Source organism: Glycomyces buryatensis, assembly GCF_004912275.1.
Classification (GTDB): domain Bacteria; phylum Actinomycetota; class Actinomycetes; order Mycobacteriales; family Micromonosporaceae; genus Glycomyces; species Glycomyces buryatensis.
Genome location: NZ_STGY01000056.1, coordinates 92,822 through 113,902, shown reverse-complemented (window position 1 = coordinate 113,902; position 21,081 = coordinate 92,822). Strand labels below are relative to the sequence as shown.

Genomic DNA, 21,081 nt, shown 5'->3' with positions numbered 1-21,081 from the left:
CCACCTCGGTGCGGGCCCGTGGTGCATTCCACCGACCCCGAAACACGCTCGACGCCTGGTCCTCGCGCCCGTACTCTGGCCCTCGCGCCGCTCGCGGCGGCAGTGACGGCCGTCCCTTATCCCAGGGGGCCGGAGGAGGGTTCCTTCCCCTGGTGGGGTAACCTTTCTCAGCGTTGCCGATGCGGCAACACCAATCAAATATCGGGCGTATAGCTCAGGTGGTTAGAGCGCGGAGCTGATAACTCCGAGGTCCCAAGTTCGAGTCTTGGTACGCCCACCACACAAACCCGCCGCAAGCCGGCGGGTTTTTTCATTCCCCGGAACGCCCGGCGGCTTCATCCAAGGCGTGTTCGCTATGCTGAGTCGCATCGTGCGGTGCCGGACGAGGCATTGCTATACGCGGCAATCTCTGCTAGTAGGGGGCCTGGGTCCATGTGGAAGAAACTGTTGATCGTCGCCGGAGTGGCGACCGTCGCCGTCGTGGTCGCCAAGAAGGTCAAGGCGATCAACGACGAGCGCACCCTGTGGCACGAGGCCACGACCTCCGCGGAGGATGTGCGCTAGCGCTGAGCGTTAGCCAGCTCACTGCGCCCCGGGTATCCTCGCTGCAGGTATGACAGCGGCGGGGATACTCGTACGGTTCACGCCATACGTGGTGTGACCGGGGGCCATAGCTCAATTGGCAGAGCGCCGCCTTTGCAAGGCGGAGGTTAGGGGTTCGATTCCCCTTGGCTCCACATCATTTCCCCAGGTCGGTGGCCTGGGGAATGTTCGTTTCCGGGACCGGCCGGTTTCCGTGGTACGGAATATGGAACGAACCTGCTTAAGGTCGTTCCACATGACCGAGAAATTCAAGCCGATCCGCGACCGCGGCTCCATCGAAGAACTCCCCAGCGGATCACTGAGAGTGACCGTCTACGCGGGGACCGACAAGCGCACCGGCGCGCGGAACAACCTCACCGAGACTGTGCAAGTGCCGAAGAACGCCGCTGTAAAGACGCGACGCGAGGCATGGAAGCGCGCCGAACAGATCAAGCAGGGCTTCATCGCCCAAGTTGACGCGCGACGCCACCCCCGCACTAACGCGACCGTGAACGAACTTCTCGACAAGTACCTCGAACTCCCACCCGCGCAACGCAAGCGCAAGGTCGAGCCCGAGACCATCGAAGACGACAAGGCCCGGGCCCGAAACCACATCCGGCCGATCATCGGCGACGTGAAGATCGCCGACCTCGACGCCGAAATCTTCGACAGCTTCTACGGCGAATTGCTGCGCTGCCGCCGGCACTGCCGCCGCGGCGAGCGTTTGGTCGATCACCGCACTGCTCTTCTCCACGAGTGCGACGATCGCTGCAAAGCCCACCAATGCCGCCCCCTGGCCGACGACACGGTCCGGCGTATCCATACTGTCCTCTCGGGGGCACTGACCAGAGCCGTCCGCTGGAAGTGGCTGGCCGTCAACCCCATCGCCCTCGCCGACCCGCCCGCAGCACCACCCCCCGACCCGAACCCGCCCACCTCGGAGGAGATCGGCCGACTGATCAACGCCGCTTGGCACAGTGACCCCGAATGGGGCCTGCTGATATGGATGGCGGTGCGCACCGGAGCACGCAGAGGCGAGATATGCGCTTGGAGTTGGGACCGGCTCGACCTCGACGTCGGAGTGCTTCGCATCGAGACCGCCATCAGCGAGTCCGACGATGGACAAATGCGGGAGAAGGACACCAAGACCCACCGCAAGCGACGCGTCGCGCTCACCGAATTCGACATCCAACTGCTGCGCGCCTACCGGAACCATCGGGAGCGTCAAGCCGAAGCACTGGGGGCCACGATCGCCCCGAACGGACGAATCTTCTCCCCCGACCCTGACTGCGCCAGCTGGCACCGACCATCGACGCTCACCCAGCGCTTCGGCCGCCTCCGGGACCGCCTCGGCATCAAAGCCACCCTCAAGGAGACCCGCCACTTTGCCGCGACTGAGCTCATCGCCGCCGGAGTCGACGTCCGGACCGTCGCCGGCATCCTCGGTCATGGTGGCGGCGGTACCACGACGCTCCGTGTGTACGCCGCGCACCGCAGTGAGTCCGCCCAGCGGGCGGCCGACCTCACCGGCATGCGGATGCCGTCCATTCCCGCGGCCGCCAGGCAGATGCTCACCGCCGAGCCCGCGCCTGTGGTCCCCGAAGAACCTACTGAACCCTACGAACACATTGCTCGAGACCTGCTCGGCGCCATTCGCGCGGGGATCATCGCCTCCGGCGACCGTCTCCCGCCCCAGAAGGCCCTCGCAGAGCGCTACGAAGTCGCGCCGTCGACTGCCCACCGTGCACTGCAGTTGCTGATCGACGACGGCCTCGTCCGGGCGGCCCGCGGAGTCCCCGCGTGCGTGGTTGACGACGTCGATTCGCATCTCAAGAAGATCCTTCTCTAACGGAACGCCCACGTGCCAGTCCGCTGCGGGTTGTACCAGTGCGAACACTGTTCTCCGAAGAGCTTCATCATCCCTTTGGAGGATGCGCGGATCCCCCCTTCATCGCATACCATGGTCAATGCGGACATCGAAACAAACGCCAGAAAGGAAGTGGCGAAGCAAATGACATATGAACCAAAGCTCGCCGCTGCTCTCACCGGCGCGACGATGCGCCAGCTAGCCTACTGGCGTCGCCCCCGCGGTGAATCCAAGCCGCTGTTGCAGCCTGAGATCTCCGAAGAACGGCCCATCCTGTACTCCTTCCGGGACCTGATCGCGTTGCGGACCTTCGTTTCGCTGCGGGAGCAGTTCTCACTGCAGAAAATCCGCAAGGCGCTGAACAAGCTGCGCGACTCCGGGGAAATGGACCATCTGTCCCGGTACACCCTCGTCGGCGATGCCAGCACCATCTACCTCGTCGAACACGATCGCGGAACCGATCTCCTTAGGCGTCCAGGGCAGCAGGTCATCGTCGAGGTCGTCGACATCCTCAAGCCCTACTACCACCAGGGCCGCCAAGTTCCTGACCTTCTGCGACCACGCCCGCACATGATCATCGACACGGGCATCCGCGGTGGAGAGCCGGTTATCGAAGGCACCCGAGTACCGTTCGAGGACGTCGCTGGCCTCATGCGCGACGGCGTCCCCTCTGCCGAGATCCGGGACTACTACCCCTCGGTCTCCGCCGACGCTGCAAATGACGCGCTCGACTTCGCTGAGTACGTCGATTCCTACACCGAGGCGAGCCGACCACTCCTCCATGCGGTGGCTTAGCGTTGCAGCTGCTTTTCGATGAGAACGTCCCGAGGCAGCTGGTCGAGGCGATCCGCGCATTCATGCGCAATCACCAGTGCGATCACGTAATCGACAAGTCCTGGTCGGGCACGAAGGATCTGGACCTCTACCCGCGTGCGGCGGAGCACGGCTATCAAGCGGTCGTGACCAACGACGTCAAGCAGATGAAACGCCAGCTCGAAGTGGAGGCTATCGCCAAGTCCGGTCTCCATAGGATCGAGTACCGGCAGAAGCACCCCGGGTTGGAGGGTCTCGGCCTCGCCATCGGGACCGTCTCTGCGGCGCTGCCACTCGCGGTGAAGGAGCTCGAACAGGCTGCCGGACAGCTCATGATCCAGCTGCGAGCGGTCAATCCTGGAAGCCGCGAGCGTCTGAAAATCATCAATCCCCGAACCGACCCACCCGCATTCTGGCCTTCCTCGAAGGATGTATGAGATGTCGCCCCGACCCAAACCTGTTCGAAAATTCTTTGCCAACGATCGATTGATCGCGCTACAGAACGACCTCAAACCAGCTGTCAAGGGTGTCTCCCAAGCGACCTCCGGCTCAGACCCCGTGATCCTCGCAGCGCCAAATTTCGAAAAAAGAACTTGTCCCGAATGTGGCAAGACCGTGAAATTCAATCTCGACGACAGTCGGTACTACAGTCACAATCTCCCTGCTGATACCAGGGTTTGCCCGATATCTGGCAGATTCCAACCCTTGTCAGCGAACGATGACTAGCTGTTCGAGTTCGTCACCGACATAGACCTCGGTCATGTCGACGGGGTTGCATGCCAGGTAGATCATCGTACGATCGGTCTTCGGGTGGACACGTCGACCGATCTCGCGGGCAAGAGAATGGGGCCTGACATCCGTCACGGATGTCAGGCCCCAAAAGGCCGAGGAACGGGGCTACCAGGGACTGTCGGTCTCTTCGCGCTTCGAAGGCCAGGACCGGTCGATGGTGTTGGTGATGTCGAGGTAGGTCTCGATGCCGAGACCGCGAAGCATTCGATTGACCCCCACCGAGACGTCGTGGTAGCTGACCACCTGGGGATCGAGCCCCTCGTCGACCAGCAACTGCTTGATCTTCTCGATGACCTCGTGCTCGTTGATCTTCTGCGGTTCTGCCATTACTTCCACGTCTCCCCGGTGATGCGCTCGTAGGCCTCACGGTAACGCGCCCTCGTCGCCTCGACGATCTCGTCGGGGACCTCGGGTGCCGGCGCTTGCTTGTTCCATCCGGTCGAGGACGCCCAGTCGCGCACGAACTGCTTGTCGAAGGCGTACTGCGGCCGCCCGGGCTCCCACTCGTCGGCAGGCCAGAACCTGGAGGAGTCCGACGTCAATATCTCGTCGCCGAGGACCAGGGCGCCGTCTGCGTCGAAGCCGAACTCGAACTTGGTATCGGCGATGATGATGCCGCGCTCGGCGGCGATCTCGGCGCCGCGGCTGTAGACCTCGATGGTCAGTTCCTTGAGTCGGTCGGCGGTATCGGATCCAATGGACTTGGCGACGTCGTCGAAGGTGATGAACTCGTCGTGGCCTTCAGTGGCCTTCGTCGTCGGGGTGAAAACCGGCTCGGGCAGCTTGGAACCTTCAAGCAGTCCCTCGGGGAGCTGCACGCCGGAGATCGCCCCATCGCGCGTGTACTCGCGCAGACCGAGGCCGGCCAGGTAGCCGCGGGCGATGCACTCGACCGGCAGCATCTCCAACTTCTTGCAGCGGATCGCACGTCCCGCGAATTCGGCAGGGACGTCGTCAGCCGAGATGACGTGGTTGGGTACGAGGTCGGCGAGTTGGTTGAACCACCACAAGCTCAACGCGGTCAGGAACTTCCCCTTCTCGGGGATCGGGGTCGGGAGGACGACGTCGTAGACGGAGACCTTGTCGGAGGCGACGAGGATGATGTCGCCGCGGTCCTCGTAGACATCCCTTACCTTGCCGGAGTGAAGTAGTTGCACAATCTCAGTCCTCTGTCTCGGAGTGGATCTCGTAGCTGTAGGTCGACCAGCGGTCGGCAACACTCACGGACTCGCCGTACTCGACGACGTCGCCCTCCGCGTCGGTCAACCAGTTCCGGCCTCGTTTAATCGGCGAGCCGACCTCGACCTGAAGCAGTTCGGCGTCGCGCTCGGCGGCGGCCGAAGCCGCGGACTGGTCACGGCCCGCGGTGATACGCCGGTTGGTGGTGCGCTCGATATACGCGGGCGTTCCTTCCGGAAGTCGCTCCGCCACGAGCAGGTCTGGAGAAGTGGTGGCGAGGCTTCCGTTGAACCAGCTTGTCGACACGGAGACCGGCGTCTCAGATTCCCGATTGATCGTCACGCGCAGACGACGGATCACCGGGGATCCGGTCTCGAGCCCTAGGGCTACCGCGACCGGTTCCGGCGCAGGCACCAGCTCGGTTTCGAGGATGCGCGCGTATTCGTTGTCGGGGTAAATCCGCCCTGAACTGCGGATCGAGCGAAGCCGGTCCTGGGCGGTCCTGTGAGCCTGTTGGTCGCGGACGAAGGTTCCCTTCCCAAGGATCGTCTCGGTGAGCCCCTCGCGCCGCAGCACGGTCAACGCCTTCATAGCGGTGTTGGGCTGCACATCCCAATCGTCGGCGAGCTGCCGTGCCGAGGGCACCTTGTCGCCGACAGCCAGATCGTCATTGGCGATCTTGTCGCGCAGGTCTTCGTAGATCTGCTCGTAGGCCGCTTTCGTGCGTTGAACTTTCGGCGACACCGCAGTCCTCCTAACTCCGTGGTACACCGTGTACTACTACACAATAGCTTGCCGTGAACTCGCAAGCATCTTCGCAGGCAGGCGGGTGATTTGGACCCCAGGTTGACATGCGTAGTACTACACGATACAGTCGTGTGTAGCACTACACGCCTTGACGTACAAGGCGGCTCTGAATGTCAGGTGCTGCGGCAAACGCCACCGGTGTGTGAAGCAGCCCAAGGCATTCGCTCTGTCGAACAGTCGCTCGCGACTCGACGACGAAGCGTGTTGTTTGAGATCTCAACAGGGTGTTTGTGGTTCCTGTCCCGCCGGTCGACGTGCCGCGTGGGGGCAGGAATACGGCCCGGTGTGCAAGGTCGCCCGCTCGAACAAGAGCTACGGGCCTCCTCGATCCGGGACGCCCACAGCGCTGGGGACACAGCGCCACCCGCCCGCACTCGCGGGCAAGAGAATGGGGCCTGACATCCGTCACGGATGTCAGGCCCCAAGCAGGTTCTGGAACAAGCTGTTCCCAGTTCAGTTGCTCAGCATCACCAACGCGTAGGCCGCGATCGTGGAGTCATCCGTGATTTCGCCGGCTTTGATCATCGTTTCGACGTCGGCTCGGCTGAACCACTTGTGGATCATGTCTTGTTCCTCGGTCTCCCGGTTTGGAGTGCCGTGCTGAAGCTCGGTTGCCACGAAGATGTGGAATCCTTGGCTGCTCATTCCCTTTGCGCAGTAAAGAAACCCGATCTTCTCAAGCTGGCCAGCAGCTATGCCGGTCTCCTCGGCCAGTTCCGCAGTAGCAAGAGCTTCTGCCGTGCCGGTCTTGCCCTGTGGAAACGTTCCCTGCGGGAACTCCCAGCTTCGAGCGCCAACAGGGTAACGGAACTGTTCGACCAGCCAGAACCCATCCGACTCCTCAGGAACGATGAGCGCGAAGTCGGGCTTCTCGACGACCGAGTAGATGCCTCTCGAACCGTCACGCCTCTCGATCTCATCTTCCCTGAGGGTCATGTAGGGGTTCTGATATGCGACTTTGCTCGCCACTTGTTTGATGTCGGGATCCCGGTCTGCGATGGTCACGGCCGTCCTCCAAAGCGGTAGATCACATCATGTCGCTCACCGACGATGATCTTGTTCGTGACCTCCATGATTCGTTCCCGCTGGTCGTAGCACCGTCGCCAGGTCGTGAGGACTGGCTGGCTCGCCTCGATCTCCAGAACTTCTTGTTCGTGGGCTCTCGGGAGCCGGCAGGTGACGGATTCTTCGAACATGAGGTCGTGCCCCTTCTCCTCGAATCGAGAGTAGATGCCACCGGGACCGGTGTTGACCTGCATGAGGGCCGGAAACTCCGCCATCGTCTCAGGCGGAATCCACGTAGTCGAAATCTGGAATGGCGGGTCGCCGACGACACCTTGAAGTCGTGCGCGCTCAACTAGAGGCGCTCCTGTGGTGACCCCAAGCCATCGCGCGAGGCGAGCATCAGCGACCGCCTCAGACACTTTGGTCTCCGTGAAGGGTTCCCTTCCGGACTGAGTGATGGAGACGTGCACTCCTCGCCAGTCGCCCACCTGGCGGGTCACATCAGCCGCATCTCGTTGAAGAGTTTCGCCTGCCCTGACCTGCGCGCCGACCCCGGACTTGATGACGACCAGTTCTTGCTCTGCGAGCATCCGCACCGCTCTGCGCACCGTCGAGCGATCGACCTCGTACTGGTCTGCCAGCTCGCGTTCGGCTGGAAGCCAGTCTCCTGCTTTGTAGGTGCCCTTGAGAATCAGCGCGCCAAGAGCATTGGCGACCGTCTCAGCCTTGGTTGGTGGTTTAGCCATGCCTCCCCCTAATCCGGACCAGCACCCAACCATAGCCCTTCCATGAGGACCTACCAAAAAACTTCCATTGGTAGGTTGACGGTAGCTTCATGGTATGCCTACCATGAACCAACCAAATCGCTTCCTGGGTTTCTGTCCAAACGGTCACCAGCTCTGGAAGTTCGTTGGAGGGCCAATTGCGGTCTGACAGCGGGGTGCGTTGTTTGAGAACTCAACAGGGTGTTTGAACTGTTCCCGTCGCCGCGCAGATCGCGCCGTGGCCGGAACGTCCCGGCAAGCAAGGACGACCACTCCCTCACCGGGAGCCACGGGCCCATTCCCTGACTGGGGAATAACGGGCCTCCTCGAGACCGGGACCAACCCTGAGCGGAGGGACACAGCGCACTCTCGCCGCAAACACTGGCGAGACACCACCGGCCCGTCGTCGTTCTCAACGTCCGACGGGCGCACCCAGGCCGCGGGGGCGCGGACCAGTCCGCGCCCCCGCCCCTGAACACGATTCAGCCCCTTCGCGGCGTCGAGCCCCGCTCCGCCGCACCTCACAGACCTTCCCCATTTTCGTTTCACGGCAGCGCGAACCGCGCCGGTCGTTCACCATGCCGCACTCATTGCGGCGCAACCGAAAGGAAATTCCTTTGCAGTCTGTCAACACCGAGAACCTCGACTTGAAGGGTGATGCCGCTACCGCCATCAAGGCGCTGCGTATGCGCGCTCGGGGAATCCTCCCGTCGAAGATCATGAAGTTCCTCGACATCGACTATGCGACGTACCGGAACTGGATCACCGGCGGCCTCGACGACACCGACGCCGAATACGAGATCGTCATCGACCTGACCGCCGAAATTCGGCGCCTGGGCACCTCGGCGGTGGCCGCATCATGAGCCGCCCCCGCCGAATCTCCCGTCCGCACGCTCCGCACTTCAGCTATACGCATCCGCTCGCCGAAGCCGCGACCCGCCGCTGCAAGACCGAGCATCCGCTCTACCGCAGCGGCAAGAACAAGGTCGCCTGCGGCAGATGCTGGGAGGCGGTGATCCGCGCCGACGCGCTCCTCGCCGCCGACGTGCAACTGCCACAGCATCCGCCGGCATTTGACCCCAAACTGGTCGACCAGGTCGCGGTCGACCGAGCCATGAACGGCGAGGCGCCCGCACCGAACCTGACTCCGACTGAACGAGACATGGCCGTACGCAAGCTGCGCGACCAGGGGCTCAAACGCTCCGAGATCGCCCTACGCCTCAGCGTCTCGAAAAGCATCGTCGATCGTGCCCTCGCCGAGCGAAGCGAGCGGCCGCCACCGGTACTGAGCATCGCGGCCGCGTGAATCTCCCGATCGATGCCTTGGCGGCACTGACCGCCGCCACCCAATCGGCCTTCCCCGGCCGGTCCAACCCTGAAGGGAGACAAGTATGACCATGGCCCTCGCCTCCAAACCGCTGTCGGCAATGACCGAGCGGTACTACAAAGTGTCCGAGGTCCCGGCCTTCGTGCCGCTCAGCGAATCGGAGGTTCGCCGACGCCTTGAGAGCGGTGGACTCGGCGGCATCCGGCTCTCCACCCAGTCCTGGCGGGTTCCGGCCTCAGCCCTGCGGGCGATCGATGCCCAGCTGCGAGGCATGCCTGTCGAACCGCCTGAGCCGTTCGGCGACAAGACCTTCCTGCGACTCCAGGAGGCCGCGAAGCTGCTGCGGATCGACCGGCGGCACCTGACCGCTTTGATCGACTCCGGCGCCTTCCCCGGCGCTGTGCTCGGCAAAGTCCGGTTCATCTCCGCTGAGTTCCTGCTCGACCTCGAACGCGAGGCGGTCGAAACCCAGACTCTGGTCGACGTCCAGGAGTTCTTCCTCCTGCGCCAGGTCGCCGCCCAGAACCTTGAGGCGGTGAACGGCTGATGGGCAGGGACATCACGCTCGGCCGAGGTCGTGTCGGGCACACCTCGTGGGAGCGGCACAGCGACCGGTGGGGCTCGGTCTTCCTGGTTCCCGGGCCGGGGACGTTCGACGAGCGCACCGCCGTCGACTTCGCCAAGGCCCCGGTCGGCAAGGTCGGCGAACTGCGCGCCATCGTCACTGTCCCCTACCGGCCGGGACGCCCTCCTCGCACCGAGGCCGCCAAGAAAATGCGCGAGCACTGGAGGAAACAGGCGCCGAAGCAGGGCACGGTCTTCGTGCTCGGCCACGGCGAACTGTTCGCCTGGACCCTCGACGAGGGCGGCCGCGTCGGCGAAACCGGCCGGAAGGTCCTCATCGGCGTCAAGCCCCTCGACGGGCGCGACGAGGACTGGCTGGATCTGACCGAGGTCGGGCGTGTCGACGAGGTCGAGCTGTTCTTCCGCGAAGGCGGTGAACCTCGATGAGACTGCTCGATCGGCTCAACGCGGTGCCCGGGTCGGCGAACTCGGTGCTCTACGGCGAGGCCGCGCAGATGCCGCGGCTCGTGTTCGGGCACACCAGGGCTGGCGGGTTCAACGCACTTCCCTCGCCGATCCGGTTCGCGCCCGGGCCTGAGTCTCTGGTCGCGTTCGCGGCCTGGGCGAACATGGCCGGCCACTACCAGCTCGCTCCCGCCGAGCGCGACACGCACGCGGCCGGCGAGTTCGAGTGCCGGGTCTACCTCGCCGGGACCGAGGTCCGGGTGTGGGTGCCGTTGTACGGCATGAGCGTCCAGACCGCGATCGACGTTGTCGATGCCGCCCGCCGGAAGGCGGTGGCCGCTCGTGGCTGAGTTGCAGATGCGCCTGACGGGCCGATCCGCCGAGGTCATGGCGGTCGTCGAGTCCATGCGCGAGGAGGCGGTTGAGGATGATCCGCCGATCCTGCTGAACGTCTCGCCGCCCTACCCCACCAGGGGCGGCAGCGGCGATGTCCGCGTCTATCTGAAGTTCGACGGCACCCGCCTGGCCGCCGAAATGTGAATCACCCAGTCCAGCAACCAAATTCGAAAGGAACTCCTGCCTTGAGCATCAAGACCGACCTCTACGCCATGTGGGGCGCACGGGCCACTGAAGCGGCTAAGCGCATGAACGAGACGGGCTACTACTCAGCCGAACACACCATCAACCGCCACAAGCTCGACGCCTATGAGGACGGCTGCCGCCTGGTCCACTCCGCCGAGGGCACCGGTCACCTCAAGAACGCGCTGCGCAGGCGGATGAGCAACTACTTCCAGCGGGAACTGCGCGACTTCTACGCCCGCATGCTCAACGACGTCGAGACCGCGCTCGAGGGTGACGATGCGAAGAAGGAGGTGCGGTGATGGACCCAGCGATGATCACCGGCTTCGCCGCCGGCGTTGCCGTCTCCTCGTCCGCGGTCGGTCTGACCGCCTGGGTTACGGCACACCGGCTGCTTGGCCGGGCCGAACGCGAAGCGCACACCGACGCCCTGACCGGGCTGCTGAATCGGAGGGGGTGGGAAAGGGCCGCCGGGGCAAGGACCAACTCGACCGGCGGCGCCCAGGACCTGTATGTGATCCTCGCCGATTGTAACGGCCTCAAGCAGGTCAACGACGTCTACGGGCACGAGGCCGGCGACGAGCTCATTGCCGACGCGGCCGCCGCGCTGAGCGCGGCGGCCCCGGGTGCTCTGGTCGCCCGCCTCGGCGGCGACGAGTTCGCACTCCTGGCCACCTCGAGAGTCTTCGAGGCGCTGCGGGCCCGGCGTGCGCCGGTGGTCGCGATCACCGAGCAGGCCCCCGGCGGGGATACCGTCTGGTCGCGCATCGCCATGGGCGCGGCGCGATTCGACGGCGATCTCTCCGAGGCGATGCGGCGGGCGGATGCGGCGATGTACCGCAACAAGGCCACCGGCGACGGCATCTTGTGCGTCTTCGACCCCTATGCCGACGACCACGCCACGGCCGACCGGCCGGCGTTGCGCACCCGCGACCTCCCCGCCCGCACCGACGTGCCCGTCCACCAGGTGGAGGTGGCCTAACTTGTCCACTGTCTATCAGCGGGCGCTGCTCGCACTCGAGGACGCCGGTCTGCCGACCGGCACCATCGGCCCCGCCCACGCCGGGCTTCCCGGCCTGGGCGAACGGTCCGGCTCCAAGCTCGTCGAGCAGCTCCTCGAACTCGATGAGGACCAAGCCGAGACCCTCGCCGCCGCCGTGAGCGAACACGCGGGTGGTGAGGGCCGGTGAACGAGACCATCGCTGTTTTCGCGGCCGTGAGCGCCATTTTGGGAGCGGCTCACGCGGTGGGTGACCACTGGATCCAGCATCAGGCCGACTCGGACGCCAAGGGACTGCCGGGCTGGATCGGTCGTCTCGCGTGCGTCAAGCACGTCGCGACCTACACCGCCACCGCCGTCATCGGTTTGGGGCTCGCGCACCTGTACCTGGACCTGAGCACCGAGCCCGTCCCGACCGCGATCGGCCTGGGCGTCTCGGCGGTCAGCCACTACATCGCCGATCGGCGCGAGCCGCTGCGGCGCATCGCGAACGCGCTCGGCAAGCAGGACTTCTACCGTCTCAAGTCTTTCGGCATGAACGGCGCCTACCTGCTCGACCAGTCGTGGCACGCCGGATATCTGGTCTGGGCCGCGCTCATCATCGCCGGCGGCACCGACCGCTTGGCACTGACCGCGCTCCTGGCGGTCACGGTGACCGCGTTCCTCGGCTACAAGGTGGCCCGCGCCGAACAGCGCTCGGGGCGCCTGGCCGAACAGGTCGCACCGGTCTCGCCCGCGGTCGCCACGCCCGTCCGCCAGGAGGTGGAGGTCTAGATGCGCGCCTTCACCGTCCGACCGCCGTGGCCGGACTTGATCGCCCGTGGCGGCAAGACGATCGAAAACCGTGTCCGCCGCACCAACTACACCGGGCCCGTCGCCGTCCACGCGGGTAAGACGCTCGCCGTCGCCGAATGGGAATGGGCCCGCAAGACCTTCGGCCCCATCCTCATCCCCCGCAAAGACAACCTCGTCTTGGGCGCGGTCGTGGCGGTCGCCGATCTGGTCGACTGCCACGCCGCGGGTTGGCCTTCGGCGTGCAACACGGCCGCCTGCAAGTCCTGGGGCGAGATGGGCGGCGACATCTGGCACTGGGTCCTCGCCGATGTCCGTCCCCTCGCCGAACCGGTCCCCGCCAGAGGCCAACTCGGGCTGTGGACCCCCGACCCCGACCTCACTGCCGCCATTGAGGCGGCCCTCGACTGCAAGGAGTAAGAGCGCTTTGAAAATCCACATCGACGGCTCCACCGTCATCATCGACCACACCACCTTCGTCGTGCCCCCGAACACCCACCACACCCACCGCGGCATAACCATCAAATCCGACGCCTCCGGGAAGGTCACGATCGTCGGCCCCGACCCCCGCTTCGACCTCACCGTCACTGTGGAGGCCACTCGATGAAGTCCACCTCCGAAACCGACGTGATCTACGTCGACGACCTCCACGCCTGGGCCAAGGGCGACCTGCGCACCATGGCCGCCCTGCAGTTGCTCGACGAGTCGAACCTGATCGCACACATCTGGATCGACCGGTTCATCAAGACCGATCCCTGGCTGCATTTCGACTTCGACGCGATGAAACGCCAGATCCGCCGCGCACCGTTCTCGGGCGCCGAGCAGTCCATCGCCGAAGCGGCCCTGTCGCTGGCCGGGAAGCTCGACGTCGACCTCGGCTCCCTCGCACTCAGCCTCGACCAGACGAACCTCACCGCGCTCCTGGACGCCATCGCCCAAGCGAGCGGAAAGCCGGAGGTGCGCTGATGGGCAAAAGCAAAGCAGCACAGCGCATCCACGGTCTCGCTCTGATCGCCGCCAGTGCCGTTATCAAGCGCGAACTCCGCAAGGAAGTGAGCGCCGTCCGCAAGGCCGACTTCGCCGCCCTAGACCTGACCTGGTACCTGACCGACTACGACGATGACGCCGACTTCGAGGCGACCTTGTACATCAGCGATCGCCAAGACCTGGTGGCGTTCGGTCGCCTGACCGTGCGGTACGGCGACGGGACGTTCAACGAGCGGTTCGGCGACTTCGAGACCCGCATACGCCTAGGCGACTTCACCGTCCGGGTGCGCACCACATGCGCGAAGTACACGTTCGGGTCCACTGAATCCGGTCAGGTTCTGCAGGACGCAATCACCAAGGCTTCCGGGGTTTTGGAGGCGGCCCGGTGATCCGCATCGAGGACGACCGGATGGTCGCCGAGGCTGGCGGGCACGTCGCCCTCCGCAGTGACACCGGGGCGTGGCGGGTGCCGTGGATGCCCGAACGCAACCTGACCGAATACGCCGCCCGCGCGGCAATGGCAATCGCCGAACGCGACCTGGCCCGGCTCGGGCCGCTCCAGGCCGGGGACTTCCTGGCGCTGGAACGGTTCCAGATCGACCGGGCCCAAGCGCTTCCCTGGGCGGCCCCGGTCAACTATTACCCCCGGCAGTGGAATCGCGAGACGCTCACCGCGATGGCCGATCGGATCGGCGAGGTCCTCGCACACGTCGGCACCGTGCCCGACGTCGGCGCCTGCAAGGCGGGCGAGTACCTCACCGCCAAGCTCGGCTGCGAGGTCTCGCCCGAGGCCGTGACCGAACTGGCCCGCCAGGGCCTGATCGATACCGCCGGGGACTACAAGGACCACCTCCTCTACTCGGGCTACAGCCTCGAATCCTTCGACGACGCAGCAGCCGCTACTCGCGCAGGCGAGAGCGGCCGTGAACTCCACGGCGACGAGGCCGCCGCCGTACTCGGCATCCGCCGGGCCGACTTCGACCACCTCGTACGGGCCGAACGCGTCGTCCCGGTCCGCACCTACCAAACGCGGTTCGGCACCGCCGTCGCCCTCTACCGCGCCAGCGACCTGACCGAACTCGAAACCAAACACCGCGACATCGACTGGGCCGCAGTCCGCGCCACCGGCAAAGGGCGCCGCTCGGCCCTGGCCGCTCTGACGACCTACACCGAACCGACCGACACCGACTAACGCTCCGGAAGGAGGCGACCGACCATGCCCACAACCGACACCGACGACAACGAACCGATCCTCGAATGGTGCCCCCGCTGCGACCGACCGGACGCGATGTGCGAGTGCGACCGAACACCGAACACGACCGTCACCGGGCACCCCCGTCAGGGGCGAACCGAGCCAGGACCGAACACCGGACACGAGACCGAACACGCCACAGCCGAACACCGGACACCGACCGAACAGACCGAAGCCGAGGTGGCGAACACCCGCCGAACAAAGCATCGCGAACACAAGACCAAGCCGCCGGGCGAACAGCGATGGTGGGACGCCCTGGCCGCGTGGATGGTCGAGTGGGGCGCCCTGGTGCCGATCTGGTTCCTCGCCGGCGCGCTCGGCGTCGCCGGGTTCGCAGTGTCCTTCCTCACCGTGGAAGAGAAAGCGCGAAGCTGGTCCCCCGAGGGTTACGCCTGGCTGTTTCCCACCGGGATCGACCTGGGCATCATCACCTTCACGCTCTTGGACATCTTCCTCGCCCGCCGCGGCAAACGGATCCCCTGGCTGCGTTACGTGCCTTGGGGTTTGACCATAGCGACGATCTACCTCAACGTCACCGCCTACACCGCGCTCGAAGCGCAGATCGCCCACGCGGTCCTGCCAAGCCTGTGGGTGGTGTTCACCGAGGCCATCGCCCGGATCATGAAGCTCAAAGCCAAGGAAGAGGCCACGACCACCCGCACCGTCCCGCTCATCCGCTGGGCCTGCGCCCCGATCGCCACATTCATTCTGTGGCGGGCGATGCAGCTCTGGGCCATCGACTCCTACGAGGACGCGTTGAAGCGCGAGGAGGAACGCCAACTGGCCAAGGCGGTCATGAAGGCCGAGTTCGGTTCGGTCCGCGGTGCCAAACCGGAGCTGCGGGTCCGCTACCGACAGCGGAAAATCACCGTCGCCGAAGTCCTCACCGCCGCGAGCGAACACGACATCGGCAAGTCTGGCGCATCGGGACGAGGGCGCGAGAAAACTGTTCGCCGAACGTTGTCCGACCGGCGTTCGGCCCCTGCCGACGGCTCGGGCCGCAACCCTGTTCGCGATTCCAGAACCACCGAACACCGGACACCGAACAAGCCCGGGGCCCCTGTTCGGCCGCAGCCGAAGAAGACCGGACCGAACACGAACGGCCGAACAAGCAAGGACGGCCGTTCGGCGAGTGTTCGGCTCGGCGAGGCGCTCGCCGCGTTCCGCGCCGAAGGCGTGCCGAACCCGACCGTTCGCGACCTCGCCGACCGCGCCGAGTGCGCCCCGTCGACCGCGCACACCTTCGTCGCCGATCTGAAGAAACGAAACGGCAAGTAATGGCCGGGCGCAGGCGAGGCACGGGACGCACCCGGCAGTCACTAGCCCGAATCCATCGGCGGCGAGCGGATCTGCCAGATCCGCTCGCCGCCGAACCTCGAAAGGAGAACCGACATGACCGCTGAAGCAGCGCCGTGGAGCCCGTTCGAGGACGTGCCCGCGGACGCCGAATCGCCCACTCAGAGCCCGGCAGTCCCGGCTAGGGACACCGAGCCTGCACCCTGCACTCTGCAGCGGCATCTGCACGTCGTGCCCGAATCGAACGCAGGTCAGGCGGGCGATGCCACTGGCGAGACGCTGCACTCTGCACCCGATCCGGCCCCCGCGAGTGCAGACTCCGCCGCGGCCCCGCCCGTCCCCGAACTTGCGGAGACGAGCGAGGCGGCGGCAGCCGAGGAAGCCCCAGTCGAGGTGGCCGCGACTGGTCCTTCGATGGCCGACCGGCTCGCCGGGGTGCGGGCGATCTGGGTGCCGCCGAACTGGCGGACCGAGCGTCCGGCCTCGCTCGACGAGGTCATCGCCTACGCCGACACCGCGCCCTGGTGCGCCGGGGACGGCAAGGCCCGAAAGGCCGGGCGCGCCTACAACCGTCTCGTGGCCGTCCCGGTCTCGGCGCTCGCCTACGTCATCGCCTGGATCTTCCAGCGGCCCGGCCGCGCCGCCACCGTCGGCCTGGTGGCTGGCCTGTGGGGCCTGGTGCTCCTTGTCGCGTTCTAGACCACTTCCGCATCGAACCCTTTCCACCGCAATCGACTACACCGAAACGAGGTACGACTCATGGAATTCATCGCAACCGGCAGCCTGATCACCTGGGCGGTGCTCGCGCTGTTCAAAGTCCACCCGAAAGCCCAGTACGTCTTCTTGTTCCTGTTCGGTCTCGGCGTCGCCGGCGGCATCGCCGGGGAATGGCTGGGCAAGATCGGCGCCTGGCTGGTCGAGCTGTCCTCCATGGGATCGGGCGCCCTGCTCGGCGCTTCCGCCGGGTGGGCGATCGCCCTGGGGATCGTCCTGTTCTGGACCCTGGTGATGATCCCCAACAACCTGGAGCCGGCCGGGGCCGAGTCCGCTGGGGGGAAGGGCTGGGTCCACTGGACCAGCATCGCCTTCTCGCCGCTGGTCGCCCCCATGTTCGGCATCGTCTTCGGCACGCTGACGGCGCTGGGTTAAGGGGTAGCAATGATCGAACTCATTGTCATCGCCGCCATCACCACCGTGTTCACCCACGCGGTCGGCATGCGCGTTACCGACAGCATCCATGCCGTCAAGGGCACCGAGACAGCCCGGATGAAAAAGCTCGCCGCCCGCCGCGAGGACCGCGCCAACGGCAACCGCCGCGGCTTCGGCCTCTACATGGACGAAGCGTGGGAGTCCGCCGCGGCCCGGCGGCGCAAGACCATCGACGAGTACGGCTACCGGCCCGGGCTGCGGGCGTGGCTGGCGTCGAAGTGGATTGCGGGCTGGGCCAAGGCGATCGACCGCCACGGCCCGACCGCCGACCAGGTCGAGCCAACCAAGTCCAAACCGGACTCGGAAGAACAGGTCACCGACCAGGACACGCTCGGCGCGCCCGTCGTGATCGATGCGGAGTTGGAGACCAAGTCGGGCGACACCGTCGCCGACGCCTTCGACTCGATCCCCCGAAGCCGCGAACCCGAGCCGGAGGTGCCACCCGCCACCGTCGATGACGGGCCAGAACCGGTCACCGGCTTCGAAATCGAGGTCCCGACCATGCCCGAGTGGGAGGGCGGCACAGCCGCCGAGAACCACGCGGCCGAGGACACGGAAATGAACTGGACTCCGTTCGGAGCCGTGTCGGAGCCTGCGCGGACCAATCCACTGTCGGCGTTCAGCGGGGCCCGAAACCCGCACCTGCTCGAACGAGAATCCGAGCACGAGTACCTGCGCGAGCACTACGGCGCGACCGACGCCGACATCCTGTGGCTGCTGACCGACCACGTGCTGCCGAGCCAGTCGATCAAGCCTGACCTTGGCGAGTGGGTTACTCCCGGGCAGCGGCAGGAGAAACTGCTCGACCATGCCCGGGACATGGCGCGCAACGCCTACGACGACTCCTACGGCTACTCCCATGCCTACAAGTCCGCGCCGCCGCGCGCCTACGCGCAGCTGCTGGAGGACGTCGGCGGCGAGCCGAAGGACCGGCTGTGGGCCGACCTCATCCGCAAACAAGCCTCCGGCGACGACGCCGAGGACGAACGCAAGATCCGAACCCAGTGGCTGCTGAACCGCGGCGTCGCCATACCCGAACGGCCCGACGGCGCACCAGAGGACTGGAAATGGCCCGGCTTTGCCTGGGACGAATTGCTCGATCACGAACAGGCCCAACAGGAGCAGCCCGCAGCTACCTCTGACCAGAACCCGTCCGACAACGAACCGATCAACAACAACATCCAGGAGGAATCCATGTCGAACACCTCAGGCGAGGTCCCCACTCTCCCCGCCGCTCTGCGCTTCAGCGCCGAAATGATGGAGCAGATCACCAACGCGATGGTCGCCGTCGACCAGTCGAGAGCTTCTCTTCTAGACGCCGGGGTTGACAACGAGCCCATCTCAGCGCTGCACCGAGCGCTGGAGGGCCTGAGCGCTGCGAGGACCGCCTTCAACGAATTTGCGGCCGAGATCGGCCGTCACCAGTCCGTGGCCGACGCCCTCCGCGCGGCTCCGTCGGCCGGTAACAAGGAATACCTGCTCGGCGGGTAATCACCCAACGGCGGCAGGGCCGGTGGCCCTGCCGCCCCCAACCATCGAAAGGAGCAGACGACCATGACGGCGATCAGCCGCGACGACAAGGGGCGCTTCGTCACCGCCGAATCCGAGGCCGGCCCGATCCGCGCTCAGGCACTGCCGCACCTGCTGGCCGGCTTGGCCTGCGCCGCAGCCACTCTCGGTTGGGTCCTGGCCGCCTTCGCCGATCTGCTCGGTCTGGTCATCGCCGCGACCGTTGCCACCACGGCCGTTGCCGCCGTCGCCGTCGCGATCGCCGCGAAAGCTCGCACCTGGCCCCGCTCCCGCGTCCTCGCCGCCTCAGCCGCCATCGCCCTGGCGTGCGGGTGGTCGCTGGTGTGGGTAGTGGCCGGCCCGTCCCTGACCGCCGCCGCCATCGGCGCCACCCTCTGGCTCCCGGTCTCATGGCCCTGGTGGGCCCCGCGGCGCCTGGCCAACCCCGACCCGAACGCCTTGCCCGTCACCGAGGTCCTCGAAGGCGAGATCATCGAACCCGAACCTGAGCTTGGCTCAGCTGAGCAGTTGGTTGTCAAGTGGACCGAGCGCCTGGCCAAGTCCGGCGGCGTCCTGGCCGGCACGATCCTGAGCTGGGAGTTCGAGACCGAACACACCATCGTGTTCCGGCTCCAGCTGGTGCCTGGCGCCCAGACGCTCACCGAAGCGGTCAACGCCCTCCCCAAGATCGCCACCGGGCTGAACACCCTGGCACCCAAGCTCATCGTCGAAGACCACCCCGACTTCGAAGACGCCTCTCTGGGGCGTTTGACCGTGGTCACCGGCCGCCCGATCGGCACGACCGTCCCCTACACCGGGCCCACATTCGACAGGGCGATCGAGCAGATCCGCCTCGGCCCCCACACCGACGGCGCGGGCACTGCGAACTGGCGGGTGTTCGAACCGAACACCTTCCACGGCGGGTTCGTCGTCGGCCAGAAGGGATCGGGCAAGTCCCGCATCATCGACATCATCTGCCACTCCCTGATCGCCGACGGCCGCACCGTGGTCTGGTACGGCGACCCCGAAGATGGCGCCTCCTCCACGGCCATGGCGGCCAACGCCGACTGGTGCGCCCGCGGCATGGAAGCGATCAAGACGATGCTTCGCACCGCGCAGCGTGTCATGAAGTTCCGGAAGGCCGAGAACAGCGTTGAAGGCTGGGACGGGTTCACTCCCTCCCCCCAGCGTCCGGCGCTGATGATCGTCATCGACGAGTTCTCCACCGCCTGCAAGGACAAGGAGATCCGTGAGGCTCTGCTCGACCTAGCCCGCCGGGGCCGCAAGGTCGGTGTCCAGCCCCTCGGTGGCGACCAGCAGCTCGACCTGGGCACCTTCGGTGATGAGGCGCTGCGCAACAACATCGTCTCCTCGAACCTGATCATGCTCAAGACCACGTCGAGCAACACCAAGGACCTCGTCGGCGGCGTGGCCGACGGCATCGACCCGACCCTGTTGCCCGACGTCCCCGGCTATGGCTACCGGTCGGCGCCGGTCGGCGGCGACGGCCGCTCCATCGGACGTTCGGCCCCGTTCCGCGCCTACCACCTCGGCGACGACCCCGGCGCGTCCACGGACTGGTTCGACCAGATCCCGCTCTCACAGCGCGCCCGGCTCGACATGGGTTCGGCGACCCAGGCCGGACCGGCCTACGCCGGCCGACACCAGAGCGACACCGAACGACTCGACCAGATGCGCGCGCTCGTGGCATCGGCGCGCGCCGGCATCGCGCCGGTTGAACACGACGACAAAGACACGAACGCTTCAACTGCCGGGAACGACGGCGAGCACTACGGGCAGGTCATCGCCTTCCCCACCTGGGCTCAGTTCGACCCGGCCGTCGAGGCCGAAGCGAACCTCACCGACACCGCTCGGAAGGTCCTCGCGCTCATCCGCGACGGCGCCGACCAGCCCGTCAAGTTGCAAGAGGCGACCGGATTGTCCGAACGCCAGGTCCACAACATCCTCAAGACGCTCACCACCGTTCCCGCGCTCATCCGCAAAGTCGGGCACGGCCGCTACGAGGCCGTCCCCGTCCACCACGACCAGGAAGGGCCCCATGCCTGACGACCCGATCGCACCGGACTTCACCGAGACCCGCAACCGGGCGAAATTCCATCTCGAAGAGGCCGCCCGCGTCCTCACCGCCAAGTACCCCTTGTGGGCGGGCAACAAGCCCACGCCGATCCAACGCGGTGTCATGCGCCGCGCCGCCCGCTACACCAATAAGGCCATCAAGCAACTCGACCTCCCAGCCGCCAACGACACCCCGACCGATACCGGCCGCTGACC

Annotated in this window: 30 protein-coding genes and 2 tRNA genes; 27 read left to right on the top strand and 5 right to left on the bottom strand. The window is 65.9% G+C overall.

What is annotated here, in order from left to right:
- The first annotated feature begins 203 nt into the window (after positions 1 to 203).
- The 6 genes from FAB82_RS15130 (at position 204) to FAB82_RS15110 (ending at position 3,699) form a co-directional block, all read left to right on the top strand.
- A tRNA-Ile gene (locus FAB82_RS15130) sits at positions 204 to 280 on the top strand.
- Positions 281 to 432: 152 nt separating this feature from the next.
- Positions 433 to 564: a DLW-39 family protein gene (locus FAB82_RS27550; RefSeq protein WP_211116614.1), complete on the top strand. Its 132-nt coding sequence runs from the start codon at positions 433 to 435 to the stop codon at positions 562 to 564.
- A 100-nt stretch (positions 565 to 664) separates the two neighbouring features.
- Positions 665 to 737, top strand: a tRNA-Ala gene (locus FAB82_RS15125).
- A gap of 101 nt (positions 738 to 838) precedes the next feature.
- Positions 839 to 2,431, top strand: a complete 1,593-nt coding sequence (locus FAB82_RS15120; RefSeq protein WP_168801611.1) for a tyrosine-type recombinase/integrase — start codon at positions 839 to 841, stop codon at positions 2,429 to 2,431.
- A 111-nt stretch (positions 2,432 to 2,542) separates the two neighbouring features.
- Complete coding sequence (locus FAB82_RS15115; RefSeq protein ID WP_211116613.1) at positions 2,543 to 3,244, top strand: DUF433 domain-containing protein; 702 nt, start codon at positions 2,543 to 2,545, stop codon at positions 3,242 to 3,244.
- A gap of 2 nt (positions 3,245 to 3,246) precedes the next feature.
- Positions 3,247 to 3,699, top strand: a complete 453-nt coding sequence (locus FAB82_RS15110) for a DUF5615 family PIN-like protein (protein WP_136535367.1) — start codon at positions 3,247 to 3,249, stop codon at positions 3,697 to 3,699.
- Between the two features lie 460 nt (positions 3,700 to 4,159).
- Here the strand turns inward: FAB82_RS15110 and FAB82_RS15105 are convergent, their stop codons facing one another.
- The 5 genes from FAB82_RS15105 to FAB82_RS15085 all read right to left on the bottom strand — a co-directional run bounded on the left by FAB82_RS15105 (position 4,160) and on the right by FAB82_RS15085 (position 7,791).
- Positions 4,160 to 4,381, bottom strand: a complete 222-nt coding sequence (locus FAB82_RS15105) for a hypothetical protein (protein ID WP_136535366.1) — start codon at positions 4,379 to 4,381, stop codon at positions 4,160 to 4,162.
- Complete coding sequence (locus FAB82_RS15100) at positions 4,381 to 5,211, bottom strand: phosphoribosylaminoimidazolesuccinocarboxamide synthase (RefSeq protein WP_136535365.1); 831 nt, start codon at positions 5,209 to 5,211, stop codon at positions 4,381 to 4,383. Before FAB82_RS15100 ends, FAB82_RS15105 begins: the two co-directional genes overlap by 1 nt.
- Positions 5,212 to 5,215: 4 nt before the next feature.
- The gene (locus tag FAB82_RS15095) at positions 5,216 to 5,977 is read right to left on the bottom strand and encodes a GntR family transcriptional regulator (RefSeq protein WP_136535364.1); all 762 of its coding nucleotides are present in this window, start codon (positions 5,975 to 5,977) and stop codon (positions 5,216 to 5,218) included.
- A gap of 516 nt (positions 5,978 to 6,493) precedes the next feature.
- Complete coding sequence (locus tag FAB82_RS15090) at positions 6,494 to 6,976, bottom strand: NUDIX domain-containing protein (protein WP_136535464.1); 483 nt, start codon at positions 6,974 to 6,976, stop codon at positions 6,494 to 6,496.
- A 65-nt stretch (positions 6,977 to 7,041) separates the two neighbouring features.
- Positions 7,042 to 7,791, bottom strand: a complete 750-nt coding sequence (locus tag FAB82_RS15085) for a GntR family transcriptional regulator (RefSeq protein ID WP_168801610.1) — start codon at positions 7,789 to 7,791, stop codon at positions 7,042 to 7,044.
- 635 nt (positions 7,792 to 8,426) lie between these two features.
- On the opposite strand from FAB82_RS15085, the gene FAB82_RS15080 reads away from it, so the two are divergent.
- The 21 genes from FAB82_RS15080 to FAB82_RS14980 all read left to right on the top strand — a co-directional run bounded on the left by FAB82_RS15080 (position 8,427) and on the right by FAB82_RS14980 (position 21,079).
- A complete protein-coding gene (locus FAB82_RS15080) occupies positions 8,427 to 8,672 on the top strand; it encodes a helix-turn-helix domain-containing protein (protein ID WP_136535362.1) in 246 nt (81 codons plus the stop codon).
- Complete coding sequence (locus tag FAB82_RS15075; RefSeq protein WP_136535361.1) at positions 8,669 to 9,115, top strand: hypothetical protein; 447 nt, start codon at positions 8,669 to 8,671, stop codon at positions 9,113 to 9,115. The genes FAB82_RS15080 and FAB82_RS15075 overlap by 4 nt, the downstream gene beginning before the upstream one ends.
- 85 nt (positions 9,116 to 9,200) lie before the next feature.
- The gene (locus FAB82_RS15070) at positions 9,201 to 9,683 is read left to right on the top strand and encodes a helix-turn-helix domain-containing protein (protein WP_136535360.1); all 483 of its coding nucleotides are present in this window, start codon (positions 9,201 to 9,203) and stop codon (positions 9,681 to 9,683) included.
- On the top strand, positions 9,683 to 10,147 hold the full coding sequence (locus tag FAB82_RS15065; RefSeq protein WP_136535359.1) for a hypothetical protein: 465 nt from the start codon (positions 9,683 to 9,685) through the stop codon (positions 10,145 to 10,147). Before FAB82_RS15070 ends, FAB82_RS15065 begins: the two co-directional genes overlap by 1 nt.
- Entirely contained in the window at positions 10,144 to 10,515 is a 372-nt protein-coding gene (locus FAB82_RS15060) for a hypothetical protein (RefSeq protein WP_136535358.1), read from the top strand. Before FAB82_RS15065 ends, FAB82_RS15060 begins: the two co-directional genes overlap by 4 nt.
- Positions 10,508 to 10,705, top strand: coding sequence for a hypothetical protein (locus tag FAB82_RS15055; protein WP_136535357.1), 198 nt, complete (start codon positions 10,508 to 10,510; stop codon positions 10,703 to 10,705). The genes FAB82_RS15060 and FAB82_RS15055 overlap by 8 nt, the downstream gene beginning before the upstream one ends.
- Before the next feature lie 41 nt (positions 10,706 to 10,746).
- Positions 10,747 to 11,046, top strand: a complete 300-nt coding sequence (locus tag FAB82_RS15050) for a hypothetical protein (protein ID WP_136535356.1) — start codon at positions 10,747 to 10,749, stop codon at positions 11,044 to 11,046.
- Positions 11,046 to 11,726 carry a GGDEF domain-containing protein gene (locus FAB82_RS15045; RefSeq protein WP_246039666.1) on the top strand — a complete coding sequence of 227 codons (681 nt, stop codon included), beginning with the start codon at positions 11,046 to 11,048 and terminating at the stop codon, positions 11,724 to 11,726. The genes FAB82_RS15050 and FAB82_RS15045 overlap by 1 nt, the downstream gene beginning before the upstream one ends.
- A 1-nt stretch (position 11,727) precedes the next feature.
- Positions 11,728 to 11,934, top strand: coding sequence for a hypothetical protein (locus FAB82_RS15040; RefSeq protein ID WP_136535354.1), 207 nt, complete (start codon positions 11,728 to 11,730; stop codon positions 11,932 to 11,934).
- Complete coding sequence (locus FAB82_RS15035) at positions 11,931 to 12,518, top strand: hypothetical protein (RefSeq protein WP_211116612.1); 588 nt, start codon at positions 11,931 to 11,933, stop codon at positions 12,516 to 12,518. The genes FAB82_RS15040 and FAB82_RS15035 overlap by 4 nt, the downstream gene beginning before the upstream one ends.
- Complete coding sequence (locus FAB82_RS15030) at positions 12,519 to 12,956, top strand: ASCH domain-containing protein (RefSeq protein ID WP_136535353.1); 438 nt, start codon at positions 12,519 to 12,521, stop codon at positions 12,954 to 12,956.
- 7 nt (positions 12,957 to 12,963) lie between these two features.
- A complete protein-coding gene (locus tag FAB82_RS15025) occupies positions 12,964 to 13,143 on the top strand; it encodes a hypothetical protein (RefSeq protein ID WP_136535352.1) in 180 nt (59 codons plus the stop codon).
- Positions 13,140 to 13,502, top strand: a complete 363-nt coding sequence (locus FAB82_RS15020) for a hypothetical protein (protein ID WP_136535351.1) — start codon at positions 13,140 to 13,142, stop codon at positions 13,500 to 13,502. The genes FAB82_RS15025 and FAB82_RS15020 overlap by 4 nt, the downstream gene beginning before the upstream one ends.
- Positions 13,502 to 13,912 carry a hypothetical protein gene (locus FAB82_RS15015; RefSeq protein ID WP_136535350.1) on the top strand — a complete coding sequence of 137 codons (411 nt, stop codon included), beginning with the start codon at positions 13,502 to 13,504 and terminating at the stop codon, positions 13,910 to 13,912. Before FAB82_RS15020 ends, FAB82_RS15015 begins: the two co-directional genes overlap by 1 nt.
- Positions 13,909 to 14,715 carry a DUF6397 family protein gene (locus FAB82_RS15010; protein ID WP_136535349.1) on the top strand — a complete coding sequence of 269 codons (807 nt, stop codon included), beginning with the start codon at positions 13,909 to 13,911 and terminating at the stop codon, positions 14,713 to 14,715. The genes FAB82_RS15015 and FAB82_RS15010 overlap by 4 nt, the downstream gene beginning before the upstream one ends.
- Before the next feature lie 24 nt (positions 14,716 to 14,739).
- Positions 14,740 to 16,053 carry a DUF2637 domain-containing protein gene (locus FAB82_RS15005; RefSeq protein ID WP_136535348.1) on the top strand — a complete coding sequence of 438 codons (1,314 nt, stop codon included), beginning with the start codon at positions 14,740 to 14,742 and terminating at the stop codon, positions 16,051 to 16,053.
- Positions 16,054 to 16,167: 114 nt separating this feature from the next.
- The gene (locus FAB82_RS15000; protein WP_136535347.1) at positions 16,168 to 16,770 is read left to right on the top strand and encodes a hypothetical protein; all 603 of its coding nucleotides are present in this window, start codon (positions 16,168 to 16,170) and stop codon (positions 16,768 to 16,770) included.
- Between the two features lie 60 nt (positions 16,771 to 16,830).
- Positions 16,831 to 17,220 (top strand): hypothetical protein, encoded by a 390-nt coding sequence (locus FAB82_RS14995; protein ID WP_136535346.1) that lies wholly within the window; start codon positions 16,831 to 16,833, stop codon positions 17,218 to 17,220.
- Between the two features lie 9 nt (positions 17,221 to 17,229).
- Positions 17,230 to 18,771, top strand: coding sequence for a hypothetical protein (locus FAB82_RS14990; RefSeq protein ID WP_136535345.1), 1,542 nt, complete (start codon positions 17,230 to 17,232; stop codon positions 18,769 to 18,771).
- A 63-nt stretch (positions 18,772 to 18,834) separates the two neighbouring features.
- The gene (locus FAB82_RS14985) at positions 18,835 to 20,856 is read left to right on the top strand and encodes a hypothetical protein (protein ID WP_136535344.1); all 2,022 of its coding nucleotides are present in this window, start codon (positions 18,835 to 18,837) and stop codon (positions 20,854 to 20,856) included.
- Positions 20,849 to 21,079 carry a hypothetical protein gene (locus tag FAB82_RS14980; RefSeq protein WP_136535343.1) on the top strand — a complete coding sequence of 77 codons (231 nt, stop codon included), beginning with the start codon at positions 20,849 to 20,851 and terminating at the stop codon, positions 21,077 to 21,079. Before FAB82_RS14985 ends, FAB82_RS14980 begins: the two co-directional genes overlap by 8 nt.
- Positions 21,080 to 21,081: the final 2 nt, after the last annotated feature.